Raw genomic sequence first — 24,098 nt, 5'->3', positions numbered from 1 at the left:
CGGGTCAGCCCTCCAGCGATTCGTGGCCGAACCCGACGAACAGCGGCACGAGTTCGCCGACCCGGTCGAAGCCGGTGCCGACCGTGCCGCCCCGGGTGTAGCGGTAGTGGATGCCCTCCAGGACGACCGCGAGCTTGAAGGAGGCGAAGGCGGTGTACCAGCCCAGGCCGGAGACGTCCCGGCCGGAGGCGTCGGCGTAGCGGCGGACGAGTTCGGCGGGAGCGGGGAAGCCGGGGGCGAGGGCCGCGCCGGGGAGCAACCCGTCGAAGCGGCGGGCGAGTTCGGTGTACATCACCAGCAGGCCGAGGTCGGTGAGCGGGTCGCCGACGGTGGACATCTCCCAGTCCAGCACGGCCGCGATCCGGTCCTCGGCGTCCACCAGGACGTTGTCCAGCCGGTAGTCGCCGTGCAGCAGCGCGGGCGCGGGGGAGGGCGGCAGGGTCGCGGCGAGGCGCCGGTGCAGCTCGTCCGCGCCGGGCAGCTCGCGGCTCCGCGAGGCGTCCAACTGCTTTCCCCAGCGGCGCAGTTGGCGCTCCAGGAAGCCCTCGGGGCGGCCGAAGCCGGCCAGTCCGAGCGCGTCCGGGTCGAGGCCGTGCAGGGCGGTCAGGGTCTCCACCAGCCGGACGCCCAGCGCGTGCACCCGGGGCTCGCCGAGCGCGGCGAGCGCCTCCGCGTCCCGGTGGGCGGTGCCCGGGACGTACTCCATCAGGTAGAACGGCGCGCCGATCACCGCCGGGTCCTCGACCAGCAGCACCGGCCGGGGCACCGGCACGGCCGTCCCGGCGAGGGCGCCGAGCACCCGGTGCTCGCGGCCCATGTCGTGCGCGGTGGCCAGCACGTGGCCGAGCGGCGGGCGGCGCAGCACCCAGCGGTCGGTGCCGTCCTCGACCAGGTAGGTCAGGTTCGACCGGCCGCCCTCGAACAGCCGGGCGGTGAGCGGTCCGGCGGGGGGTGCGGGCAGCGCGGTGTCGAGGTGGGCGCGGAGCCCCTCCAGGTCCAGCCCGGGCGGAGCGGTGGTGGTCATCGGAGGCACCTCGCAGGGGATCGAAACGTGCTGACTAAGCGCTTGCTTAGGATCGGCCCGGCGGGGACACTTGTCAACGAGCGCCGAACGGCCGCCCCCACGCGGCCGCCCGCCCGGAACGGCGTCCCGGGCGGGCGGTCTCCTCGGTTCCTTTTCCGGGGCGGGCCGCTCAGCCGGCCAGCGCGGCGGCGACCCGGTCGCCGAGCGTCCGGTCGACGTTGCGCCAGTACTCCAGCGCGCGCTCCAGCACCGGCGCGGAGACCCCGTCCGCCAGGTGCCCGGCGATGTTGGCGACCAGCCGGTCGCGCGCCGCGTCGTCCAGCACGTCCCGCACCAGCGTCCCGGCCTGGCCCCAGTCGTCGTCCTCGCGGTGCAGCGGCGACGCCTCGCGGACCATCGCCCCCGCCACGTCCCACCCCAGCGGCGCGCCCCACAGCGACGGGTCGGCGGCCGGCCCGCCGTACGAGTTCGGCGCGTACGGCCGGGCGGTGCGGGCCGCGTCGAAGCGCATCGGCCCGTCCTTGGCGTACGAGTGCACCGGCACGTGCGCCCGGTTCGGCGGCAGCTGCGCGTAGTTCGGGCCGATCCGGTACCGGTGGGTGTCCGGGTAGGAGAAGATCCGGCCGAGCAGCATCTTGTCCGGCGAGACGCCGATGCCCGGCACCAGGTTGGACGGCTCGAACGCGGCCTGCTCGATGTGGACGAAGTGGTCCTCCGGGTTGCGGTTCAGGGTGAACCGGCCGACCTCGATCAGCGGGTAGTCGCCGTGCGGCCACACCTTCGTCAGGTCGAACGGGTTGAACCGGTAGTCCCACGCCTCGTCGAACGGCATCACCTGCACGTGCAGCGTCCAGGACGGGTGCTCGCCGCCCTCGATCGCCTCGAACAGGTCGCGCCGGTGGTAGTCGCCGTCCGTGCCGGCCAGCCGGTCGGCCTCCGCCTGCGGGAGGAACGCGTTCCCCTGGTCGGTCTTGAAGTGGTACTTCACCCAGAATCTGGCCCCGTCCGCGTTCACCCAGCTGTAGGTGTGCGAGGAGAAGCCGTCCATGTGCCGCCAGCTCCTCGGGATGCCCCGGTCGCCCATCAGCCAGGTCACCTGGTGCGCCGACTCCGGGGAGAGCGTCCAGAAGTCCCACTGCATGTCGTGGTCGCGCAGCCCGTTGTCCGGGCGGCGCTTCTGCGAGCGGATGAAGTCCTGGAACTTGATCGGGTCGCGGACGAAGAACACCGGCGTGTTGTTGCCGACCACGTCGTAGTTGCCCTGCTCGGTGTAGAACTTCAGCGCGAAGCCGCGCGGGTCCCGCCAGGTGTCCGGCGAACCCAGCTCGCCCGCCACGGTCGAGAACCGGGCCAGCAGGTCGCACCGCTTGCCCGGCTGGAACAGGTCCGCGCGGGTGAACCGGCTGACGTCCTGCGTCACTTCGAAGGAGCCGTACGCGCCGCTGCCCTTCGCGTGCACCACCCGCTCCGGCACCCGCTCCCGGTTGAACTGGGCCATCTTCTCGATCAGGTAGTGGTCGTGCAGCAGGATCGGACCCGCCGCGCCCGCGGTCAGCGAGTCGGCGTCGCTCTCGACCGGGACGCCCGCGTTGTTCGTGGTGAAGGGGACGTGCTGGGACATCGGGGGAATCCTCCTCGGGCACCCCGCCCGGGGGCGCCGTAGCCGCGCGGCGGCGAGGGTCGGCCACCGCGACTTCCCCCACTCGAACACCGCCCCGGCCCGCCCACAACCGCAGCTCCGCCGTCCGCCGGGGCGGTCCCGAGACCGGCCGAGAGGTCGGCCGAGGGGCCGGGCGAGGGGCCGTCGGCTCAGCCCTCCTGCGAACCGTCGCCGCCCCAGCCGGAGCCGCTGTCGGCCCCGGAGCCGGCCCCGGAGCTGTCGGCGGGCGGGTCGGCCGGGGCTTGGGCCGGGGGTACCTCGACCGGCACCTGCACGGGTGGCTGGACGGGGGTCTGCGCGGGCGTCTGGGCGGGCGTCTGGGCCGGGGCCTGGACGGTGGCCTGCGGGTCGGGCTGGGCGTTCGGGTCGGCCGGGGTGCTCGCCCCCGCCGACGCGGCCGCCCCCGCCGACGCCCCGGCGCCCGGCACCGTGCCGCCCCGCCCGCGCAGCGTCGCGATGTCGACGCCGACCGGGTCGCCCAGCGAGGTCACCGCGTAGAACGTGCCGCGCGGGTCCGCCACCGTGTGGCCGGCGGTCTCGCCCGGGCCGCGGTCGCCGGTGTAGCGGTACAGCGGGTGGCCCTTGTAGAGCACCTGCGCGCTCCCGTCCGGCAGGGCCGCCGCGCCCAGCAGCCCGTCGTCCACGCCCGGGCCGGCCAGCGGGAAGCCCGGGGTGGTCACCGGCGGCCAGGACTTCGCGCACTCGGCGAGGCAGCTCGCGTGCACCGAGTCGTCCGCGCCGTACAGGTACAGGGTGCGGCCCTGGTCGTCGACCAGGATCGGGCCCAGGCTGCCCACACCGGCCAGCGCCACCCGGGTGCCCACCGAGGACGCGAACGCCGACACCGAGGGCTGCGACCCCGCCGACGGCGCCGTCGCGGACGGGGAGTCGGCGGCCGGCGGGGCGTTCAGGTCGGCGGGGGCCGCGCAGCCCGCGGCGGAGAGGGCGGAGAGGGCGGACAGCGACAGGGCGGCGACGGCGGCGGCACGGCGGGTACGGGGCATCGGGGCTCCAGGGGTCGGCGCGGCACTGGAACACCATCCACTCCCGCCGCCCGCCGCCCGGCCACTCCAGAGCCGGGCCGCTCCGCACCAGGGGGGACGCCGTTGCCCCGGAAGGCCCACCCGGCGGCGGGGCCCTCACCGCCGCCGGGCGGGCCCCGCACCGCGCCCGGGCCTCACCGCCCGGGCCGCGCGCCCGGGGCCGACCGGGCGTGGGCGGCCACGGCCGCCGCCTCCGCCGGGCCCAGCGGCCCGCCCCGGACGGCCGCCGCGTTGGCGAGGAAGTGCTCGGGCCGGGAGGTCGCCGTCAGGACGGTGGTGACCTGGGGGTGGGCGAGCACCCAGCGCAGCAGTGCCTCGGGCCAGCTCGCACAGCCCAGTTCGCGCAGGAAGCCGTCCGGCGGGGGCGACGCCAGCAGCGCGCCCTCGCCGAACGGCCGCATCACGATCACGCCGATCCCGGCCGCGGCGGCGGCCGGGAGGACGTCCTCGGCGAGGTCGGGCTCCGCCGCGTTCATGTTGACCTGGACGAAGTCCACCAGGTCGGCGGCGAGGACGTGGGCGAGGTCGGCCCGGCTACCACCCAGGCCGAAGGCGTGGTCGAACTGGTAGGTGACGCCGCTGAAGCGGACCCGGCCGGCTGCCTTCTGCCGGTCCAGCCAGTCCAGGTTGGCCCGCCACCCGTTGAGGTTGTGCACCTGGAGGAGGTCGATGCCGGAGCGCGCGTAGCCCGCGAGCTGGCGGGCGAAGACCGCTTCGACCGCCGCGGGATCGGTGTCCCAGATCTTGGTGGCGACGAAGAACGACGGGTCCGCGCGGAGTTGTCGCGCGAGCCGGGCCTCGGCGTCGGAGTAGACGGGGGCGGTGTCCACCAGCGGGGCGCCGACCGTGCGGGCGGTTTCCAGCAGGTCCGCGAGCCGGTCCGGGCCGATCCCGTCGATCGTTCGCCAGGTGCCCAGTCCGAGGACCGGTAGGTCGACACCGGCCTTGCGGGCCGGGCGCGTGGGCACGGTGGAGGTCATCGGTGGTCCCTTTCACTGGGGCCGACGGCCGGGCGGGTCCTCGCGGCCGGGCGGGGCCTCTCAGCCGGAGGCCGCGCCCTCGCCGATCCGCTCCGCCGCCGGCGCGGGGCTGGTGACCTGCGCGGCGTCGAGGAGTCCGGGGAACCGGGCCTCCAGGTCGTCGCGGCGCAGGGTGATGATGCGGGTCGTGCCCCGGACCTCGGTGTGCATCACACCGGATTCGCGCAGCACCTTCAGGTGGTGCGAGAGCGTCGACTTGGCGATCGGGTAGACCAACTGGCCGCAGGAGCGGGAGCCCTCCAGGAACATCACGTGCGCGATGTCCCGGCGGATGGGGTCGCTGAGCGCGTGCAGCACCCGGTCCAGGGAGAGATCGGACCGGTCGGGGTGGTGGAGCGGACTGCGCACGGGTGGCCTCCTTCGGGCGGTCGCCGCCAGGGCCGCGCCCTGCCGGCGAGTGCCGCCGGACCCGACAGCCTGGTTCAACGTTCTACGATTATAGAAGGACCGGGCGGTTCGGGCGTCCGGTCACCCGCCGGGCAGCAGCACGAGCTTCCCGCCGACGCCGCCCCGGCGGGAGTGCGCGAGCGCCTCGCCGGCCCGCTCCAGCGGGTAGCGGGCGGCCACCGGCAGCTCGAACGGGGCCGTGCCGATCAGGTCGAGGGTGCTCGCCAGCTCCAGCGGGAGGTGCTCCAGCAGCGGGATCCCGAGGGCACGGGCCGAGGGGTCCGGGACGATCGTGACCCGGCGGCCGGCGCCGGTGACGAACCGGGCCGCCGCCCCGGTGGACTCCGGGCCGCCCGCGCAGTCGACCGAGGCGTGGAACGGCGCGTGCTCCACGAGGCGTCGCGGCAGCCCCTCCCCGTACGCGACCGGGGTCGCCCCCGCGGCGCGCACCAGGCCGTGGCGGGCGGGCGAGGCGGTACCGACCACCTCGCCCGCGCCCAGCAGCAGGGCGAGCCGCACCACGGCCAGGCCCACGCCGCCGGAGGCGCCGTGCACCAGCAGCCGCTCCCCGGGCCGCAGCCCCACCCGGCGCAGGGCCGAGTACGCGGTGCCGGCGGCCACCGGCAGGACGGCGGCCTGTTCGTCGGGGAAGCGGTCGGGGCAGAGGGTGAGTTCGTCGGCCGCCTGCGAGGCCGCCACGGCCTCGTACTCCCGGAACGCGCCGGGCCGGCCGTGCCGGATGACACGGTCGCCGGCCCGGAACCGGCGCACTCCGGCGCCGACCTCCACGACCACGCCCGCCGCCTCGACCCCGAGGCAGCCGCCGGGCAGGCGCACCGGGACGTGCTCGCGGACCTCGCCGGAGAGGATCTTCCAGTCGATCGGGTTGACGCCGATCGCGGTGTACCAGACGACCACCTGGCCGGGCCCGGCGACGGGGTCGGGCACCTCGGCCGGGTACAGCTCCCCGGGGTCCCCGTACCCGTCGAAGAGGACGGCGGTGCTCACGCGCCCGCCTCCCGCTTCCGGAAGGTGCCGACCGCCGCGTACACGCCGAGTGAGACCAGGTAGGCGGCGACGGTGAACCCGGCCACGCCCCAGAACCCCGGGGCGTCGGCGAGGAGCACCCCGCCGACGGCGCCGCCGACGGTGGTGCCCACGTACATAGCCGAGTTGGAGAGCGAGGAGACGGTGCCCCGGGCGGTCTCGGTCTGCGACTGCAGGACGCTCATGAAGACCGGGAAGAGAGCGCCGCCGACCATCATCACCAGGGCCAGCAGGACCAGCGCGACCGCCAGGTTCGGGGCGAGCGGGACCAGGCAGTACAGGGCGGCCATGCTCAGCACCCCGACCAGCAGGGACCGGTGCAGGCCCAGGCGCGCTACCAGGCGGCTGCCGGTCAGGGAGCCGATCACGTTGCCCGCGCCCACCGCCATCATCGCGGTGCCGACGGAGGCGACGCTCAGCCCGAAGTCCTCGGTGAACCAGGACCCGTAGAAGGAGATCGCCTCGAAGTTGCCGGTCTGGAAGACCAGGTAGGCCAGCAGGTACCAGCGCAGCCGTCCGGCGCCCAGCACCGTCCGGTAGGTGCCGAGGACGGCCTTCGCCCCGCCGGTCGCGCCGGGCCGGCCGGGCACCGAGGGGAACAGCCGGGCGAGCAGCAGCCACAGGGCCGCCGAGAGGCCGCCGATGGCCCAGAACGGGACGTGCCAGGAGCCCGCGGCGAGCCAGCTGCCGAGGGGGATGCCCGCGAACTGGGCGATGGACAGCCCCGCGGTGGCGAAGCCCATGGTCCGGACGATCTCCTGGGGCTTCACCAGCACCGGGATGGACGCCCAGATCTGCGGGGAGACGAACGCCGCGCTCACGCCGGCGAGGAACCGGAAGGCGATCATCATCCAGAACCCCTGCGCGAACCCGCACAGCGCGGTCATGACGACGAACCCGGTCAACCCGGCCAGCAGCACCTGGCGCCGGTCCCGCCGGTCCGAGATCGGCCCCGCGATCAGCGCGAAGAGGGCGTAGCCCAGGGCGTAGGCGCTGACCATCCAGCCGGAGGCGTCGGAGCTGACGTCGAACGCCCGGGTCAGCGTCGGCAGCAGCGGCGCGACGAGGAAGGTGTCCGTCCCGATGACGAACATCGTGGCGAACGCCAGGAGGGAGACGGACCGCGAGGAGCGGGCGGCCGGCGGCGGGGTCGGCGCCGGGCCGACGGGGGAGGAGACGGGTGGGGTAGTGGTCATGTCATCATCACCGCCCAGGAGCGGTTCAACTTCCCTTCGAGCATGTGCAGTGCCTGCACTGCGATGAACCCCTCGTCGGTGGTCTCCGAGGGGGCGCCGGGCGCGCGGGAGAAGCCTCCGTCGGCGCTCTGGCGGGCGGTGATCCAGCGGACGCAGGCCCCGGTGTCGGCCGGCCGCGCGCCCAGCATGTAGAGCCCGCCGATGGCGTGGTACGAGCCGACGAAGCTCTCCGCGCCGTCCGTCCGGTAGCGGAAGCCGCCGGCCGCGGTCTGCAGCCCGCGCAGCCACCGCACGCTCCGCTCGGAGTGCGGCGGGCGGAGGCCGAGCGCGATCAGGGCTCCGATCGCGCGGAAGGTGGCGAAGGTGTCGGACGGGGAGCCGGGCCGGTTCCCGTAGCCGCCGTCCTGGTTGCGGCAGGAGAGCAGGTAGGCCACCAGGTCGTCCTCCCGCTCGGGGCGGGCGTCCAGGGCGACGAGGGTCAGGGTGGCGAGGTGGGAGTGCCAGGCGTCGCCGGGGAAGCCGGGCGCGTTGCCGAACCCGCCCTCCGGGCGCTGGCATGACCGCAGGAAGGCCACGCAGGCGTCCCGGTCGAACCCGGGGTGGTCCGCGCCGCCCAGCACGACGGCGGTCAGCACCGCGCAGTAGGTGGTGAACGTCTCGGAGGGCAGGCCGGGTTGCTCGCCGAAGCCGCCGTCCGGGTTCTGCGTGGCGAAGACGCCGGTGAGCACGCCGGGCGTGTTCGGCACCGGCTCGTCCAGGGCCAGCAGGTCGGAGACCACGTGCAGCACCGAGAAGGTCTGCGCGGTGCGGTCGGAGCGCAGGCCGAGCGGGGACCGGTAGGGGGTGAGGCCGTACCCCAGGCCGGAGGCGGTCGAACGCAGCCAGCGGAGGTAGTGGTCGAGGTCGACGAGCCCCTCGGACAGCCGCCCGGTGGTGACGTGCCCCAGGTCGTTGTCGAACGGATCCGGCTCCGGGCGCTCGACCAGCTCCGGCGCGGCGGGGAAGGCCACGGTCCGGTCGCCCAGGGCGGCCAGGGCCAGCAGCTGGGTGCGGGCGTGCTTGGCGTGGAACGGGACGTACGTGGTGTTGCCGACGGCGAAGGAACCGGCGGTGCGGGCGGGCACCATGACGTGCCGGGCCAGCGGGACGGTCGGGTCGGTCGGGGTGGAGAACCAGCTGCCCTGGCCGTGGAACACGCCGCCGGCCACCGGGTCGGAGTACCGCTCCAGCTCGGCTTCCGCCTCCTGGGCGAGGGCCTTGAGGACCGCCCCGTCCGCCTCGCCCGGGTCGTCGAGCGCGGCGACGGCCCGGGCCGCCAGGGCGAGGAGCGCGTGGTCGGCGACGAACTTCGCGGGGAACGGCGAGTCGGGGTGGCCGTGCAGGGCGGCGACCGCGTCGACCCGCACCGCGGAGTCGGCGGAACTGCGGTCCCAGTAGCCGCCGGTGCCGACGTGCCGGTGGTGCTCGTGGACGTGGGCCAGGACCCGCCGGGCCAGGTCCGCGGCGCCGGCGCGGCCGCGCCGGTGGAGCGCCGCCCAGGCCAGGGCCGCCAGCGCGGACGAGCCCGTCCGGTGGCCGCGGAGCGTGTCGGGCGCCCCGCGCGGCGTCAGCCGGTCCCAGGCCGCGTCGCCGTGGACGTAGCGCTCCAGCCGGTCGGCCGCCGCGTCGAGGAAGGCCGAACCGGTGGCCGGGGTCAGCGCGTCGGCGGCCAGCACCAGGACGGCGGTCTCCTCCAGCGGGCCGGACTCGTCCAGGACCGCGTCCGCAGAGCGGTCGAGCCGGGCCGGCCAGTCGTGGCGGAGGACCGCTTCCGCCACGCGCTCCCAGTGGCCGCCGGCCTCGGCGCGCAGCGCGTCGTCCCCGGTCAGCGTCCCGGCCCGGTGCAGGGCCCAGGCGGCGAGCGCCTGCGCGGAGGGGGTGCGGACGTCGCCGATCGGGTGGGGCGCGCCGGTGACGTCGATCAGCTCGCGGAAGCCCGGCAGCTCCGGGTCCGCGAACTCCCTGAGGGAGTCGAGGAGTCGGCCCGCCAGGGCGGCGTCGTCGGGGCCCGGGAGGGTCAGGAGCGCCAGCGCGGCGTCCCGGAGGGTGCGGTCGGGGGTGATCACATCGGCGGAGTCCCGGCCGAGCACGGCCGGGACGCGGGCCACCTCGTCCAGGACGTGCTGCCGGACGAAGGAGCGGAGGGAAGGAGGACTGGTCATCGGGTTCCTTTTGGATCCGGGGCGCCCGAGTCGGGCGCCCGCTCCCGAAATTTCGTTATTCGAAGAACTTCGAAACATGGGGAGCGTAGCAGATGTCGCGACGGGATGGCACTGGCAGCAAAGGGAGTTGGGGGCAGCGGGCGGGAGGCGGGAGGCGGGGTCAGTGGGCCGGTGGCGGCTGGTGGGGGTCCTCCGCGGTGGAGACCACTCCGGCGCTGAAGCCGCCGGCGGGCACGTCGCCGACGACGACGGCGCCGGGGGCGACGACCGCCCCGTCGCCGAGCGCGCAGGGGCCGACGATCGTCGCCCCCGCGCCGATCACCACCCCGGAGCCGATCCGGACCGGGCCCTCCTGCCAGGGCAGGGAGCGGCGGCTCGGGTCGTGGCCGCTGGAGACGACCAGGACGCCGTCGCCGAGCTCCACCCCCGGCCCGATGTCGATGCCGCCGGATCCTTCGAGGATCGCCCCCGCGCCGATCCCCACCTGCCCGCCGACGCGTATGCCCCCGCGCGGTGACGGTCCGTCCGGGCGGCCCATGGTGATCACCCCCGCGCCCAGCCGGACGCCGGGGCCGCCCGAGACGGCCGCGTCGAGGAAGCCGCCCCCGTCCGAGGTCCAGCCGGCGGGCAGCGGCACCCGGCCCGCGTCGGCCCGGGACCGGACCCGCTCGACGATGGCGGTGAAGTCCGGGGCCTCGTCCTCCCGCGCCTCCCGGTCGCGGAGCCGGCGGGCCGGGCGCCCCACCACGATCACGTCGGACGGGACGTCCGCGACGACGTGCGCCCCCGCGGCGACCACCGCCCCGGCGCCGATTCGGACCCCGGGCTCCACCACGGCCCGCGCGCCGATCCAGGCCCCGGCCCCGATCGTGACGGGGGCGGCCCCCGCCCGCCCGACCCGGGCCAGCGAGGCGATCTGCGAGCCGCCCGCCACCCGGACCCCGTCCAGCCGGCAGCGGAAGCCGACGAACACCCCGCCCGCGAGGGTGGAGCCGCCGAGTGCCGTGCCGAACCGTATCCAGCTGCCGGGTCCGACGGTCGTGCCGGGCCCCAGCACGGTGCCGTCCTCCATGAGAGCCGAATTCGAATACCGTTGCATGCGGCCCGAAAATAGTGTCGCCGAGTCGGGTCCGCAACCCCTATTCGGAGTTCCCCGACCATTGTTCTCCGTGCGACCCATCCGGAATCGGAGCCACTCATATTCGGGTCCGTCGGGGGGAGGGGAAGGCCCGCGCCCGAAGTGTGACCAGCGTCACAATCCATCGAGCTTGAGTATGGCTAGTATGGGCTCGCTGGCATGTTCGAGGTTCTACGATCTTTGAGCATGGCCTTGAGCCGCAATCACATGCAGGCTCGGCGTGCGCGGGGGGCGCGGGGGATAGCCTGACAGGCGATGCCTTTTCGTTCTCCCTTCCTTATTTCCCTGGACTGCGCGATGTACCGCAGTACATATCCAGTGGCATCGTCGAAGGGCGAATGTTTCATGCACATACTGGTGACCGGTGGCGCCGGTTTCATCGGTGGAAATTATGTGAGAAGACTTCTCGACGGCCGGTCGGCCCTCCCGGTGGACCGGGTGACCGTGCTCGACAAGCTGACGTACGCGGGCAACCTCGCCAACCTCGCCCCGGTGGCGGACCATCCCGGACTGCGGGTCGTCGAGGGCGACATCGCCGACCCGGACCTCGTCCCGAAGCTGCTCGGCGGCGTCGACGCGGTCGTCAACTTCGCGGCCGAGACCCACGTCGACCGCTCCATCCGGGACCCGGCGGAGTTCGTCCGGACCAACGTCCTCGGCACCCAGAACCTGCTGGACGCCGCACGGGCCGCCCGGCTGCCGAGGTTCGTCCAGGTCTCCACGGACGAGGTCTACGGTTCCATCGACGAGGGCGCCTGGACCGAGGAGTGGCCGCTGGCCCCCAACTCGCCCTACGCGGCTGCCAAGGCGGGGGCCGACCTGCTCGCCCTGGCCTGCGCGCGGACCCACGGGCTCGACCTCTCCGTCACGCGCTGCAGCAACAACTACGGCCCGTACCAGTTCCCCGAGAAACTCGTCCCGCTCTTCGTCACCACCCTCCTGCGGGGCGGGACGGTGCCGCTGTACGGCGACGGCCTCAACGTCCGGGACTGGCTCCACGTCGACGACCACTGCCGGGGCATCGACCTCGTCCTCGCCGAGGGCGGGCCCGGAGAGGTCTACAACATCGGCGGCGGCCGGGAACTGGACAACCGCAGCCTCACCGGGCTGATCCTCGACGCCTGCGGCGCCGACTGGTCCGCCGTCCGCCAGGTCGCCGACCGCAAGGGCCACGACCGCCGCTACGCGCTGGACGACTCCAAGCTGCGCGCCCTCGGCTACCGCCCCGAAGTCGCCTTCGAGGACGGCCTCGCCCAAACCATCGCCTGGTACCGGGAGCACCCCGACTGGTGGCGGCCGCTGCTGCCCGTCACCGCGGCGTCCGCGCCGTCGGCCTGAGCCCGAGCGCCGCCGGCCGACCGCCCCACCGCACCCGCCCGGGGCCCGGCGTCCGACGGAGCCGGTGACCCGCACCAAGAACCCCGAAGGGGAGACCATTGCGAGGCATCATCCTCGCGGGCGGCTCCGGCACCCGCCTGCGCCCACTCACCGACGTGCACTCCAAGCAGTTGCTCCCGGTCTACGACAAGCCGATGATCTACTACCCGCTCTCCGTGCTCATGCAGGCCGGCATCACCGAGGTCCTCGTCATCTCGAGCCCCGAGCACCTCGGCAGCTACCGGGCGCTGCTCGGCGACGGCGAACGCCTCGGCATCTCGATCGCCTACGCCGTCCAGCGGAGACCGGGCGGCATCGCCGAAGCCCTCGTCATCGGCGCCCCGTTCACCGACGGCCGGGACGTCTGCCTCATCCTCGGCGACAACATCTTCCACGGGCACCGGCTGCCCGACCTGCTCCGCGCCGAGGCCGCCCGCCTCGACGGCTGCACCCTCTTCGGCCATCGGGTCGGCGACCCGGAGCGGTACGGAGTGGCCACCGTCGACGGGTCGGGCCGGATCCTCACCCTGGTGGAGAAACCCACCGCCCCCGACTCCGACCTCGCCGTCACCGGCCTGTACATGTACGACGCGGACGCGAGCCGCCGGGCCGCCGAACTCGCCCCCTCCGACCGCGGCGAGCTGGAGATCACCGACCTCAACCTCACCTACGTCCGCGAGCACCGGGCCCGCCTGGTCACTCTGGAGCGCGGCTCGGCCTGGTTCGACACCGGCACCCACGACAGCCTGCTGGAGGCCGCGGTGTTCGTGCAGGCGCTGGAGAAGCGCCAGGGCATCCGGATCTCCTGCCTGGAGGAAGTCGCCTACCGGATGGGCTACATCGACCGCGAGCGACTGGCCCTGCTCGGCAAGGAACTCTCCCCCTCGTCCGGCTACGGACGGTACGTGATGGAGCTGGCGGGCGCCTGAACCGCCCGCCCCCGCACCCCCACCCGCCCGTACCCCGTACGTCCCCACACTCCTCGAAAGGCGTCAAGATGAAGGTCCTCCACCTGCCGGCCGAGACCGGCACGGGTCACAACATGCGGGCCCTCGCCGTGGCCGCGAAGCTGCGGACCCTGTTCCCCGGGTCGGAGCAGCACGTGCACCTCGGCTCCAAGGGCCCGCTGTTCACCCCGATGTTCGAGGAACTCGGCGTGCACGTGCACACCGCCTCCGAGCAGCGGGACCACGCCAACACCTCGCAGCTCACCAGAAGTTTCGACTGGAGCTCCTACGTCACGGGCTACCTCGACCGCACGTTCATCAGCGGCGACCGGATGCTCGCCGCGGTCGCGCTGATCGGCTCGATCCGGCCCGACGTCGTGGTCAGCGACTTCAACGTCGCCGCGTGCCTGGCCGCCGAGGTCTCCGGCGTCCCCTACGTCCTGGTCACCGAGCGCTACGACTTCACCCTCGGCCAGATCAGCAACGCCACCCTGCTGGAGGCCGGCTTCGTCCTCGACGACCCCGAGGAGATCGACGCCATCCGGACCTCCCTCACCACGCTCTTCACCTGGGTGACCCGCCGGGCCCGCGCCGTCCTCACCGACAAGCCCAGCGTCCCCGAACTCGACCGGGGCACCCCGGTGCTGGAGGCCATCGCGGCCGGCAACGGCCACGTCGTCGGCCCGATCGTCCGCGACGAATGCGCCGCCGACCCGGCGCCGCGCGCGGAGATCGACGCCCGCTTCGGTCTGCACGGCGCCGAGTACGCCGTCGTCGGCTTCGGTGGCACCACCATGTTCACCGAGAACAAGGAACGGCTGCTCCGGGAGTACCTCACCGCCTTCGAGAAGCTGCGCACCGACCACCCGAGCGCCCGACTCGTCGTGATCGGCCGCCAGACGTTCACCGAAGAGGTCGACGGAGTGGTCTTCCTCGACTACGTCTCCGACTGGCACTCCCTGGTCAAGCACGCCAAGGCCGTCCTCTCGCCCCCCGGCTGGCTCTCGGTCACCGAACTCGCCGTGATGGACGCCCCGGTCGCCTACGTGCTGAGCGGCCGGGACGAGTACCACGAGCGGGAGGCCATGACCCGGCTCGACCACCTCGGGTACACCACGGCCACCGAGCCCGACGCCGACACCCTGTTCGCCATCCTGCGCACGGCCTTCGACGAGCCGGAGACCTTCCGCGGCCGGGCGGCGGAGGCGTCCCGGGCCATCGCACCGACGGGCAACGGGGCCGAGGCGGCCGCGAAGCTGATCGGCCAGGTGGTCGCCGAGGCCGCCGCCAACCGCGAACCCGCCGAAGCGCACTGACCCGGCCCGCCGCTGCCCGCACCGGCCCGCTGCCCGCACCGGCCGTACGCGCCGCCGCGCCCGCACCGGCCCACTCACCGTCCACGCCACGAGACCGCCACGACCCAAGGGTGTTTCGATTGTCCGCGTATCCCGAATTTGCCGAGGCCCTCGCGCTGCCGTCGGCGACCCGCATGATGCTGCGCAACGAAGGCTCCACGACCGTGCTGCTGCAGTCACTCATGGACTCCCCGCTCTCCGCCGAGGTGCTGCCCGACCTCGACCCGGCCGCCGTACGGGCCTCCGGCCACCTCGCCGAGGTCTTCGGCCCCGGCCCGCACCCGGACCTGCGGATCCGCCGCTCCCGCCTGCGGGACCGCGCGGGCACCGTGGTCAGCGAGAACCTGATCACCTTCCGCGAGACCGACGCCGCCCACGTCATCCCCCGGGACGACACCCCCTTCGGCCTGCACACGCACGGCCTGGGGCTGTACGAACGCCGCCGCATCTTCGCGGCCGGCCTCACCGTCGAACGCTTCGGCCTGTTCCCCGCCGGCGCTCCCGGCCGCGTCTACGAGATCGCCTTCTCGGACCGCACCACGGTCCTCGTGCACGAGGTGTTCAACCCGCGCCTGGTGAGCACCGCCGCCGGGGCCGGGGCGCCACCGGTCACCGCACCCGCCGACCACCAACCCCGCTGGCCCGACCCCCGGGAGACGGTTCGGGTCCGGCGGGTCCTCGCCCACGCTGACCCGCTCGTCCCGATGGCGGAAGCCCGCGCGCTGCGCACCGAACTCGCCGGCCCGTCGTTCCTGCTCCAGGGCGGTGACTGCGCCGAGACCTTCGCCGACAACACCCCCCGCTCCGTCCGCAACCGCGTCGACCTGCTGCGCGCCATGTCCGAGCGGATCGCCCAGGGCGCCAGGGCGCGGGTCGTCACCGTCGGGCGGATCGCCGGCCAGTACGCCAAGCCGCGCTCGTCATCCGTCGAACGGCGCGGCACCACCTCCCTGCCCTCCTACCTGGGCGACGCCGTCAACGCCACCGCTTTCACCAGGGACGGCCGCACCCCCGACCCGAAGAACCTGCTGCGCGCCTACCGCGAGTCGGCCAAGACCCTGTCCTTCCTGGCCGGTTCGGGGGTCTACACCTCCCACGAGGCCCTGCTCCTCGACTACGAACTCCCGCAGGTCCGCACCTCGCCGGTCGACGGTGCCCGCTGGTCCCACTCCGGCCACCTGCTGTGGATCGGTGAGCGCACCCGGTCCCTCACCGGCCCGCACATCGGATTCGCCGCCGGCATCGCGAATCCGATCGGCGTCAAGATCGGCCCCGGCTGCACCCCGGACGAACTCCTCGCCCTGCACACGGTCCTCAACCCGGCCAACGTCTCCGGCCGACTCACCTTCGTCCTCCGGATGGGCCGGGCCCTGGCCTACGAACGCACCCGGGAACTGCTCGCGGCGGCCTCCGCCGAGGGCCTGGCCGACCGCTTCGTCAGCGACCCCATGCACGGCAACGGGGTCACCAGCCCGGGCGGGGTGAAGACCCGCAGCATGCGCGCGATCCAGGAGGAACTGACCGGGTTCTTCGCGGCCTGCCGGGAGACCGGCACCCCTCCCGGCGGTGTCCACCTGGAACTCTCCGGGGACGACGTCACCGAGTGCGTGGACGCGGACCTCGACGACGACTGGCTCGGACGCCGCTATCGCAGCTCGTGCGACCCCCGCCTCAACCCCTCCCAGTCCCTCCGACTGGCCGACCTGATCGCCTCCCTCCTCGTCCCCGCGGCCCCCGTCCTCAGCCTGACCGCCTGACCGCCTGACCGCCTGACCGCCTGAGCCCTTCCCGCGGTGCGTGCCGGTCTCGGCCGCCCGTCCCCGACAGGGGCGGGCCAGCCGGGGGCGCCCTCCGCTGCCCGCTGCCCGGTGGCCACCCCCACTGCGGCGCCGGTCAGCCGTCCCCGTCCGGCGGGTGCGTCCAGACCGTGCGGTCGCCGCCGCGCCACGCCACCAGGTCCGGATCGTCCAGGTCCGGTTCGGCGACGCCCGCGTGCCGGATCAGCTCGACCACGTCGGCGGGGCCGTGCGCCCGGCCGACCGTCCGTCCGTAGATCTCCACCCGCCGGTACGGCCGTTCCCCGCGGGTCGGCGGGCGGACCACGACCGGCGGGCGGAATATGTCTCCGGACTCGCTCATGCCTCCAGTGTCCCGCGTCCGGCGGGCAACGTCCCGGCGGCGTCACCGCACGCGCCCGGACGGACACGTATCGTGGTCGCCCGTGCACGCCAACCGCCCCGCCCTCGCCCCCGGCGGCCTGCCGCTGCTCGGCCACCTGCCGGCGCTGCTCTCGCGGCCGCTCGCCTTCCTCGACACCCTGCCCGCGCACGGCGACCTGGTGCGGATCCGGGTCGGGCCGCGCGAGATGTACGTGGCCAGCGGGCCGGAGGCGGTGCGGCGGGTGCTCACCGACCGGACGGGCTACGACCGGACCGGGCCGCTGTACGGGAAGATCCGGGCGTTCCTCGGCAACGGGCTGGCGTCCTGCCCGCACGCCGACCACCCGCGGCTGCGCCGGATCGTGCAGCCGGCCTTCCGGCCCGGGCTGCTGCCGCACTACGCCGGGGCGATGACGGCCGAGACCGCCGCGCTGCTGGCCGGCTGGCGGCCCGGGCGGGCCGTCGACGTCACCCGCGAGGCGTTCCGGCTCACCACCGCCGTCGCCGTCCGGACGCTGTTCTCCGCCGGGCTGGAACCGCCCGCCGCCGAGGCCCTGCGGGCGGCGCTGGACGTCCTGCTGCGCGGGATCTACCTGCGGGTGGTGCTGCCCGCCGCCGACCTGCTGCCCACCCCCGCCCGGCGGAACTACCGCCGGGCGCTGGCTACGTGGCGCTCCGGCGTGGCCGCGATCATCGCCGACCACCGGGCCCGCGGCATCGACCGGGGCGACGTGCTGGCCCTGCTGCTGGCGGCCCGCGACGAGCACGGGCGGCCGCTGGCCGAGGACGAACTCGCCGACCAGGTAGCCACCCTGGTGCTCGCCGGAGCCGAGACCACCTCCTCCGCGCTGGCCTGGTCGCTCCGACTGGTCGCCGAACACCCCGAGGTGGAACGGAAGTTGCACGCCGAGGTGGACGCCGTCCTGCCGGACGGCCGGCCCGCCGAGTGGTCGGACCTGCCCCGACTGCCGTACGCGGCACGGGTGATCGACGAGGCGCTGCGGCTCTACCCGCCCGCCTGGGCGATCAGCCGCACCACCACCCGCCCCGTCGAACTGGACGGCGCCGAGCTGCCCGCCGGGGCCCTGGTGGTCTGCTGCCTCTACCTGCTCCAGCGCCGCCCCGAACTCTTCCCCCGGCCACAGGAGTTCGACCCGGACCGGTTCGCGGACGGCGGCATGCCCCGGGGCGGCTACCTGCCGTTCGGCTTCGGCGCGACCAAGTGCCTCGGCGACCGCTTCGGCCTCGCCGAGGCCGTCCTCGCCCTGGCCACCGTCGCCGCCCGCTGGCGGCTGCGCCCGGCCGCCCCCGGGCCGGTGCGCCCGGTGCCCCGGCTGGTGCTGTCGCCCGGGCCGCAGCCGATGCTGCCGCGGGCGCGGCGCTGAGCCGACGCGTCGGGGGCGTCAGCGGGCCAGCAGGTCGACGGCGGTGCGGAAGGCGGGGGGCAGGGCGGCGGCGAGCGGGACGATCCGCGGGCCCAGCCAGGGCTGGTGGCGGGCGGTGAGCAGGGCGGCGGTGAGCAGGCGGTAGGGGCGGGTGGTGCGCCGCCAGGCCCGTTCGTAGGCGGCGGGGCGGCCGGCGGCCAGGCAGCGGACGGCGGCCTCGGCGGAGGCCAGGGCGAGTGCGACGCCCTCGCCGGTGAGGGCGTCCAGGTAGCCGGCCGCGTCGCCGACCAGCAGCACCCGGCCGTGCACCCGGGCGCCGGCCCGCTGGCGCAGCGGCCCCGCGCCGCGCACCGGGCCGACCGGGGGCGCGTCGCCGAGTCGCGCCAACAGGGCCGGGAACGCCGAGAGTTGGCGGTCGAACGGGAGCCGCTCGCCGCTCAGCACGGCGACCCCGACCGTGCCGTCCCCGACCGGCGTGACGTACGCCTCCGCGTGCCGCGACCAGTACACCTCGACCAGGTCGCTCCACGGCTCCAGCGCGAAGTGCCGCCGCTGCCCGTACCGGGCCGGCCGCCCGGCGGGGGCGGGCCGGTGCAGGCCCAGGGCGCGCCGGACGGGGGAGTGCAGGCCGTCCGCCGCGACCAGGTGGCGGCCGGTCAAGTCGCCCACGGTGACCGCGTGTTCGGTGAGGACCAGCCCTGCGGAACGGGTCGCCAGGCGCGGGACGCCGAGCCGGTCGGCGCGGGCGGCGAGCGCGGCGTGCAGGGCGGTGCGGCGCACCCCCAGGCCGTGGCCGGCCCGGAACCGGGCCTCGGCGCGGCGGGTGCCGTCGGCGGACAGGTAGCGGATGCCCGCGAACGGCCGGCCCTCGACCTCGACGCCGAGCCGCTCCAACGCCCGTACCGCGCCCGGCATCAGGCCCTCGCCGCAGGCCTTGTCGATCGGGGTCGCGCGCGGCTCCAGCACGGTCGCGGACAGGCCCGCGCGGGCGGCGTGGATCGCGGTGGCCAGCCCGGCCGGGCCGCCGCCGACCACCAGCAGGTCGATCACGCCGCCGCCGTCCGGCAGCGGGCCAGCGCGGCGTCCTCGCAGCGCAGCCGGGTGGCCAGCAGCCAGCCGTCCAGCAGGGTGAAGCAGAGCGCGGTGGCCCACGCGGTGTGCACCAGCGGCAGTGCGAAGCCCTCCACCACCACCGCCAGGTAGTTGGGGTGCCGCAGCCACCGGTACGGCCCGCCGGAGACCAGCGGCAGGCCCGGGACGACGATCACCCGGGTGTTCCAGCGCGGCCCCAGCGTCCGGATGCACCACCAGCGCAGCCCCTGCGCGCCCAGCGCCAGCGCCAGCATCGGCCACCCCAGCCGGGGCACGAACGGCCGCTGCGCGTAGTGGACTTCGAGCAGGCAGCCGGCCAGCAGCGCGGTGTGCAGCAGCACCATCGCCGGGTAGTGCCCGCGCCCGTGCTCGACGCCGCCCCGGGCCAGGCTCCAGGCGGCGTTGCGGCGGGCCACCAGCAGTTCCGCCAGCCGCTCCGCGGCGACCAGCGCGATCAGGACGGTGTACGCGATCATCAGCCGATCTACCAGCGCAGGAGGACGAGTTCGGAGCTGAAGCCGGGCCCGAGGGCCAGCACCAGGCCGTACGAGCCGGGCGGCGGCGGGCCGGCCGCGAGCACGTCCCGCAGGATGTGCAGCACGGACGCCGAGGAGAGGTTGCCGCAGCGCGCCAGCGAGGCCCGGCTCGGGGCCAACGCGGTGGCGGGCAGGCCGAGTTCGTCCTCCAGCACGTCCAGTACCCGGGGCCCGCCCGGGTGGCAGACCCAGGCCGTCACGTCGCCCGGCTTGAGGTCGTGCCCGGCCAGGAAGGACGACACCTCCTCGCCGACGAACAGCCGCACCAGCTCCGGGAGTTCGGCGCCCAGCAGGATCCGGAAGCCGGAGTCGCCGACCTCCCAGCCGAGCAGCCGATCGGTGCCCGGGTAGAGCCGGCTGCGGGTCGCCACCACCTCGGGCCCGGCGCACTCGACGTCCGCGCCGACCGCGACCAGCGCGCCCGCGCCGTCCCCGAACAGCGCGGTGGCCAGCAGGTTCGCCGCCGAGCCGTCGGCCCGTTGCAGGGTCAGCGAGCACAGCTCGGTGGCCATCAGCAGCGCCGCCCCGTCCGGCCGGCCCGCCAGCAGCCCGTCCAGCGCCGCGAGGCCCGCCGCACCGCCCGCGCAGCCCAGCCCGAACAGCGGCAGCCGCCGGACGTCCCCGCGCAGGCCCAGCCGGGGGGCGAGTCGGGCCTCCAGCGAGGGCGCGGCGATCCCGGTGACGGTGGTGGAGACCACGAAGTCGATCCGCTCGGGCGGCAGTTCCGCCGCGCGCAGGGCGCCGGTGGCGGCCCGCTCGGCGAGTTCGGCCGCGGCCGCCAGCCAGGCGTCGTTGGCCCGGCCGAAGCCGTCCAGCTCCGGGTAGCGCTCCAACGGGAAGGCCAGGTGCCGGAACTCGACGCCCGCGCCCGCCGCGAACCGCTCCGCGAGCGCCCGCCCCGGCCCGTCGCCGTCCGGGCGCAGCGCCGCCACCGCTCCGGTCAACTCCCGCTGCCCGTAGCGGTGGGCCGGGAGCACCCCGTGCACAGCCGCGATCCGCGTCACCGGCCCAGGATAGGGAACACCCCGCCCGAACCGGGCAATTCGCCCGACCCGGGCGCGTCATCGGGCGTGCCCCGTAGAGGTGACGGATGGTCAGGAGGGCGCGCCGGAACGGATCGACCGCCGCTCCCGGCCCGTCAGTCGTGCACCGCGAGGGCCGCCGCGAACCAGGTGACCGGTTTGGTGTCGGTGCGGGCGTTCGCCCAGGCGGCGAGCCGGGCGGCGGTCGGGTGGTCGGGGAGCAGGCCGTACGGGGTGGTGGTGACGGCGAGGTCGCGCACGGCGTCGCGGTACAGGTCGTTGCAGAGCCAGGTGTGCAGCAGGCCGACGTCGTAGCCGAGCACCTCCCAGCCGAGCACCCGGCCGGCCGGGGCGGGCGGGTGCGGGTGGTCCGGGAGCAGGACGGGCTCGTGGGCGTGCGGGTGGGCGGCGCGGATCTCCTCGGCCAGCACGGCCGCCGAGTCGGCGGGCAGGCACAGCGAGCAGAGCCGGCCCTCCGGCGGCAGCGCGCCCCCGCAGGCGGCGAGCACCTCGGCGGGGGAGCCGAACCAGCAGTGCTCGTCGTCGTCGGAGGGCAGCCGGTCGGTCAGGCAGTCGGAGGCGGTCAGCAGCCCCTCGGTGGTCGGCAGGCCGTAGCCGGAGACGGGTTCGAGCCGGAGGGCGAAGTACGCGGCGGCGGTCAACGGCGGAGCGCTCATGTGACCAGTCGTATCAAAGGAGAGGGGGTAGGGGGTGCGAGGGGGCGGGGGTCAGAGCCGCAGGGTGTTCCAGCCCCGGGTGATCTCCGCCCGCAGCTCCTCCTGCGGCGCGTCGGTCAGCAGCGCCAGCAGCGCCGCGCCGTCGGCGGGCCGGTCCGCCGGCTCGGGGGTGAGCGCGCGGGTGACGACGGCGGCCAGCGCCGGGTCGAGGGCCCGCACGGCGGCCAGCGCGGACGGCTCCGGGCCGGTGTCGAGGATCCGGCGGATCACCCCGGCGGTGCTGGTCGCGGCGAACGGGCTGTCGCCGTGCGCCGCGCACACCACGCAGCACGCCCAGGCCCAGACGTCCGCCGCCGTGCCGACCCGCTCGCCGTCGAACTGCTCGGGCGCCATGTAGGTGAGCGTGCCCGGGCCGGTGCCGGTCCGGGTCATCCGGGTGCCGTCGACCAGCGCGGCGATGCCGAAGTCCAGCAGCCGGGGCCCGGCCGAGGTCAGCATGATGTTGGCCGGCTTGAGGTCGCGGTGCACCAGCCCGATCCGGTGCACCCCCGCCAGCGCGACGGCCAGTGCCAGCGCGAGCGCCCGCAGCGCCTCCGGCGAGCGCAGCGGCCCGAGTTCGCGCAGGTGCGCGTGGAGCGGACGCCCGTCGAGCAGCTCCATCACCAGGAACGGCCGGTCCGCGTCCACGCCGGTGTCCAGCACCCGGGCGGTGTAGGCGCCCGGCACCATCGCCAGCACCTCCGCCTCCCGGCGGAAGCGGCGCAGCAGCTCCGGGTCGTCCAGCAGCTCCGGATTGATCGTCTTCAGCGCCACCTCGGTCGCCGCCCCCTCCCGGCGCGCCAGGTACACCGTGCCCATCCCGCCCGCGCCGATCCGGCCCAGCAGCAGGTAGCCGCCGATCCGGCGCGGCTCGTGCGGGTGCAGCGGCTGCTGCGGCGGCCGGGCGGCAGCGGGCTCGGGCGCCGGAGCGGGCGCCGGGGCGGGCGCGGGAGCCGGGTCGGGGGCGTACGCGGTGGCGGGTGCGGTGGGCGGCGCGGCGGCGGGCGCGGGGCCGCCGAGGAAGGGGGAGCGGACGGCGTCCGGCGCGACGGCGTACGGGTTGGCCCGGGCGGACCCGTCCCCCGCGGCGTGCTGCGGCCCGGTGGCGGTCGCCGCCGGGCCGGACGGCGCGGGCAGCCGGCGGACGGACAGCCGCGCGACCGCCTGGAACACCAGGCCCGCCACCAGCACGCCCATCGGCAGCACGGCCACCCCGAGGACGGCGAACAGCCAGATCCGGGCCAGGCCCCGCCCGCGCACCCCCGCGTCGGCGGCCGCCGACGCGGGCATCCCGGCGGAGAGCAGCGCGCGCCGCGCCAGGTGGGCGAGCAGCAGCCAGGCGGCCAGCAGCACCGCGCCCGCGCCCCACTGCCACAGCAGCGGATTGGAGTGCCGGACCCGGAAGGCCAGCGCGACGGTCCACTCGTCCGCGAACGCGACCGGATAGCGCAGGAGTTCGAAGCCGTCGTTGGGGACGGCGAGCATCACCGCTTCCAGCGCCACCGCGAACACCGCGCACAGCACCACCTCCGTCACCACCGGGAGACCGGCGGGGGCGCCGCCCACCGCCCGCTCCCGGACCGCCTGTTGGCAGTGGCGCAGCACCGGCAGCGCCAACAGCCGGGCCACCAGCGCGAGCAGCACGATCAGCGACAGGTCCACGGCGAGTTCGCCGTAGTCCGCCGACCAGCTCGAAGCCTCCGCCGCGAGCGGCTGGACAGCGCTGAGACCGAGGTGCGGCACCGTCGGCTCCTCCTTGCGTGGGCGGCCGGTGGACGGCCGGCGGACGGTCATGCGCGGCCGGTGGGCGGTGTGGCCGGGCCGGGGGAGTATACGGTCGGCCGGGGCACGCCGGACGGGTGAATTCCCGTTCCGGCTAAGGATCTTGACTATTCGTCCACGTGCCCGGCGGCGATCCGCCGCCCGTCCGCCTACCCTGACCGGCATGAGCAGCGCAACGGTGGTGCCCCGGGCCCGGATCGGCGTCCTGCTGCGGGCCTGCCACCCCGCGCCCGCCGCCGCCGTCACCGCGCTGACCGCCGCGATGGCCGCCACCGCCGGCCGGGGCCCGCTCGGCACCCTGCTCGGCACCGGGGCGGTCGCCGCCGGACAGCTCTCGATCGGCTGGAGCAACGACCTGCTCGACCGGCGGCGGGACGCGGCCGCCGGGCGGGCCGACAAGCCGCTGACCGAAAGCGAATTGACGACGCGTCAGGTCGCCGACGCGACCCGCTGGGCGGTGGCCTGCTGCGTCCTGCTGTCGGCGGCCTGCGGGGTCGCGGCGGCGACCGCGCACCTGGCGGCGGTCGGCGCGGGCTGGGCGTACAACCTGCGGCTGAAGGCCACCGCGTGGTCCTGGCTGCCGTACGCGGTGGCGTTCGCGCTGCTCCCCGCGTTCGTGACGCTGGCCCTGCCCGGCCGGCCCTGGCCCGCCCCGGACGTCCTCGCCGCGGGCGCGCTGCTCGGCGTCTCCGCGCACTTCGCGAACGTCCTGCCCGACCTGGCCGCGGACCGCGCCGCCGGCATCCGCGGCCTGCCCCAGCGCCTCGGCCGCCGCGCCTCGGCCGCCACCGCCGTCCTCGCCGCCGCGACCGCCGCCCTGCTGCTCGCCCCCGGCTGGCCCGTCCTCGCCGTCACCGCCCCGCCCGCCCTCGCCACCCTGCTCGCCCCGCCGCGCAGCCGCCTGCCCTTCCTCGCGGTCATCCTGGCCGCGGCGACCGCGCTGACCGTGCTGTTGGTGGGGGGCGGATTGCGGGGGTGAGGGTTCGCCTGC

21 protein-coding genes are annotated in these 24,098 nt (G+C 75.4%); 6 read left to right on the top strand and 15 right to left on the bottom strand.

What is annotated here, in order from left to right; all coding sequences use genetic code 11:
- Window positions 1-4: 4 nt before the first annotated feature.
- From KSE_RS08935 to KSE_RS43595, 9 genes are all read right to left on the bottom strand, one after another.
- On the bottom strand, window positions 5-1,024 hold the full coding sequence (locus KSE_RS08935; RefSeq protein ID WP_014134960.1) for a phosphotransferase family protein: 1,020 nt from the start codon (window positions 1,022-1,024) through the stop codon (window positions 5-7).
- 169 nt (window positions 1,025-1,193) lie between these two features.
- The gene (locus KSE_RS08930; protein ID WP_014134959.1) at window positions 1,194-2,645 is read right to left on the bottom strand and encodes a catalase; all 1,452 of its coding nucleotides are present in this window, start codon (window positions 2,643-2,645) and stop codon (window positions 1,194-1,196) included.
- Between the two features lie 188 nt (window positions 2,646-2,833).
- Window positions 2,834-3,688, bottom strand: a complete 855-nt coding sequence (locus KSE_RS45725) for a COG4315 family predicted lipoprotein (RefSeq protein WP_014134958.1) — start codon at window positions 3,686-3,688, stop codon at window positions 2,834-2,836.
- Window positions 3,689-3,861: 173 nt separating this feature from the next.
- A complete protein-coding gene (locus KSE_RS08920; RefSeq protein ID WP_014134957.1) occupies window positions 3,862-4,707 on the bottom strand; it encodes an aldo/keto reductase in 846 nt (281 codons plus the stop codon).
- A 60-nt stretch (window positions 4,708-4,767) separates the two neighbouring features.
- Window positions 4,768-5,115 (bottom strand): ArsR/SmtB family transcription factor, encoded by a 348-nt coding sequence (locus KSE_RS08915; protein WP_014134956.1) that lies wholly within the window; start codon window positions 5,113-5,115, stop codon window positions 4,768-4,770.
- 120 nt (window positions 5,116-5,235) lie between these two features.
- On the bottom strand, window positions 5,236-6,162 hold the full coding sequence (locus KSE_RS42040) for an alcohol dehydrogenase catalytic domain-containing protein (RefSeq protein WP_014134955.1): 927 nt from the start codon (window positions 6,160-6,162) through the stop codon (window positions 5,236-5,238).
- Entirely contained in the window at window positions 6,159-7,397 is a 1,239-nt protein-coding gene (locus tag KSE_RS08905) for an MFS transporter (protein WP_014134954.1), read from the bottom strand. Before KSE_RS08905 ends, KSE_RS42040 begins: the two co-directional genes overlap by 4 nt.
- Window positions 7,394-9,598, bottom strand: a complete 2,205-nt coding sequence (locus KSE_RS08900; RefSeq protein WP_014134953.1) for a prenyltransferase/squalene oxidase repeat-containing protein — start codon at window positions 9,596-9,598, stop codon at window positions 7,394-7,396. Before KSE_RS08900 ends, KSE_RS08905 begins: the two co-directional genes overlap by 4 nt.
- Before the next feature lie 160 nt (window positions 9,599-9,758).
- Entirely contained in the window at window positions 9,759-10,670 is a 912-nt protein-coding gene (locus KSE_RS43595; RefSeq protein ID WP_014134952.1) for a DapH/DapD/GlmU-related protein, read from the bottom strand.
- Window positions 10,671-11,081: 411 nt separating this feature from the next.
- Between KSE_RS43595 and rfbB the strand changes: the two genes are divergently transcribed.
- The 4 genes from rfbB to KSE_RS08870 all read left to right on the top strand — a co-directional run bounded on the left by rfbB (window position 11,082) and on the right by KSE_RS08870 (window position 16,172).
- Window positions 11,082-12,074, top strand: a complete 993-nt coding sequence (rfbB, locus tag KSE_RS08885; RefSeq protein WP_014134951.1) for a dTDP-glucose 4,6-dehydratase — start codon at window positions 11,082-11,084, stop codon at window positions 12,072-12,074.
- A 98-nt stretch (window positions 12,075-12,172) separates the two neighbouring features.
- The gene (gene rfbA / locus KSE_RS08880) at window positions 12,173-13,042 is read left to right on the top strand and encodes a glucose-1-phosphate thymidylyltransferase RfbA (RefSeq protein ID WP_014134950.1); all 870 of its coding nucleotides are present in this window, start codon (window positions 12,173-12,175) and stop codon (window positions 13,040-13,042) included.
- Between the two features lie 68 nt (window positions 13,043-13,110).
- Window positions 13,111-14,376 carry a glycosyltransferase family 28 protein gene (locus KSE_RS08875; RefSeq protein ID WP_014134949.1) on the top strand — a complete coding sequence of 422 codons (1,266 nt, stop codon included), beginning with the start codon at window positions 13,111-13,113 and terminating at the stop codon, window positions 14,374-14,376.
- A gap of 173 nt (window positions 14,377-14,549) precedes the next feature.
- On the top strand, window positions 14,550-16,172 hold the full coding sequence (locus KSE_RS08870) for a 3-deoxy-7-phosphoheptulonate synthase (protein WP_014134948.1): 1,623 nt from the start codon (window positions 14,550-14,552) through the stop codon (window positions 16,170-16,172).
- Between the two features lie 136 nt (window positions 16,173-16,308).
- On the opposite strand, the gene KSE_RS08865 is transcribed toward KSE_RS08870, so the two are convergent.
- Entirely contained in the window at window positions 16,309-16,554 is a 246-nt protein-coding gene (locus KSE_RS08865) for a hypothetical protein (RefSeq protein WP_014134947.1), read from the bottom strand.
- A gap of 82 nt (window positions 16,555-16,636) precedes the next feature.
- Here KSE_RS08865 and KSE_RS08860 point away from each other — a divergent pair, with 82 nt between their 5' ends.
- Window positions 16,637-17,959 carry a cytochrome P450 gene (locus KSE_RS08860; RefSeq protein WP_014134946.1) on the top strand — a complete coding sequence of 441 codons (1,323 nt, stop codon included), beginning with the start codon at window positions 16,637-16,639 and terminating at the stop codon, window positions 17,957-17,959.
- 18 nt (window positions 17,960-17,977) lie between these two features.
- On the opposite strand, the gene KSE_RS08855 is transcribed toward KSE_RS08860, so the two are convergent.
- The 5 genes from KSE_RS08855 to KSE_RS38250 all read right to left on the bottom strand — a co-directional run bounded on the left by KSE_RS08855 (window position 17,978) and on the right by KSE_RS38250 (window position 23,068).
- Window positions 17,978-19,009, bottom strand: coding sequence for an NAD(P)/FAD-dependent oxidoreductase (locus KSE_RS08855; protein ID WP_014134945.1), 1,032 nt, complete (start codon window positions 19,007-19,009; stop codon window positions 17,978-17,980).
- On the bottom strand, window positions 19,006-19,527 hold the full coding sequence (locus tag KSE_RS08850) for an isoprenylcysteine carboxyl methyltransferase family protein (protein WP_014134944.1): 522 nt from the start codon (window positions 19,525-19,527) through the stop codon (window positions 19,006-19,008). Before KSE_RS08850 ends, KSE_RS08855 begins: the two co-directional genes overlap by 4 nt.
- 8 nt (window positions 19,528-19,535) lie before the next feature.
- Complete coding sequence (locus tag KSE_RS08845; protein WP_014134943.1) at window positions 19,536-20,591, bottom strand: type III polyketide synthase; 1,056 nt, start codon at window positions 20,589-20,591, stop codon at window positions 19,536-19,538.
- Between the two features lie 134 nt (window positions 20,592-20,725).
- Window positions 20,726-21,286, bottom strand: coding sequence for a hypothetical protein (locus tag KSE_RS08840; protein WP_148283076.1), 561 nt, complete (start codon window positions 21,284-21,286; stop codon window positions 20,726-20,728).
- A gap of 51 nt (window positions 21,287-21,337) precedes the next feature.
- On the bottom strand, window positions 21,338-23,068 hold the full coding sequence (locus KSE_RS38250; RefSeq protein WP_051055144.1) for a serine/threonine-protein kinase: 1,731 nt from the start codon (window positions 23,066-23,068) through the stop codon (window positions 21,338-21,340).
- Between the two features lie 202 nt (window positions 23,069-23,270).
- On the opposite strand from KSE_RS38250, the gene KSE_RS08830 reads away from it, so the two are divergent.
- Window positions 23,271-24,086 carry a UbiA family prenyltransferase gene (locus KSE_RS08830; RefSeq protein WP_033258006.1) on the top strand — a complete coding sequence of 272 codons (816 nt, stop codon included), beginning with the start codon at window positions 23,271-23,273 and terminating at the stop codon, window positions 24,084-24,086.
- Window positions 24,087-24,098 lie beyond the last annotated feature (12 nt).

This window comes from Kitasatospora setae KM-6054, from assembly GCF_000269985.1.
GTDB classification, from domain to species: Bacteria; Actinomycetota; Actinomycetes; order Streptomycetales; family Streptomycetaceae; genus Kitasatospora; species Kitasatospora setae.
This window is presented reverse-complemented; position numbering and strand designations above follow the sequence as displayed.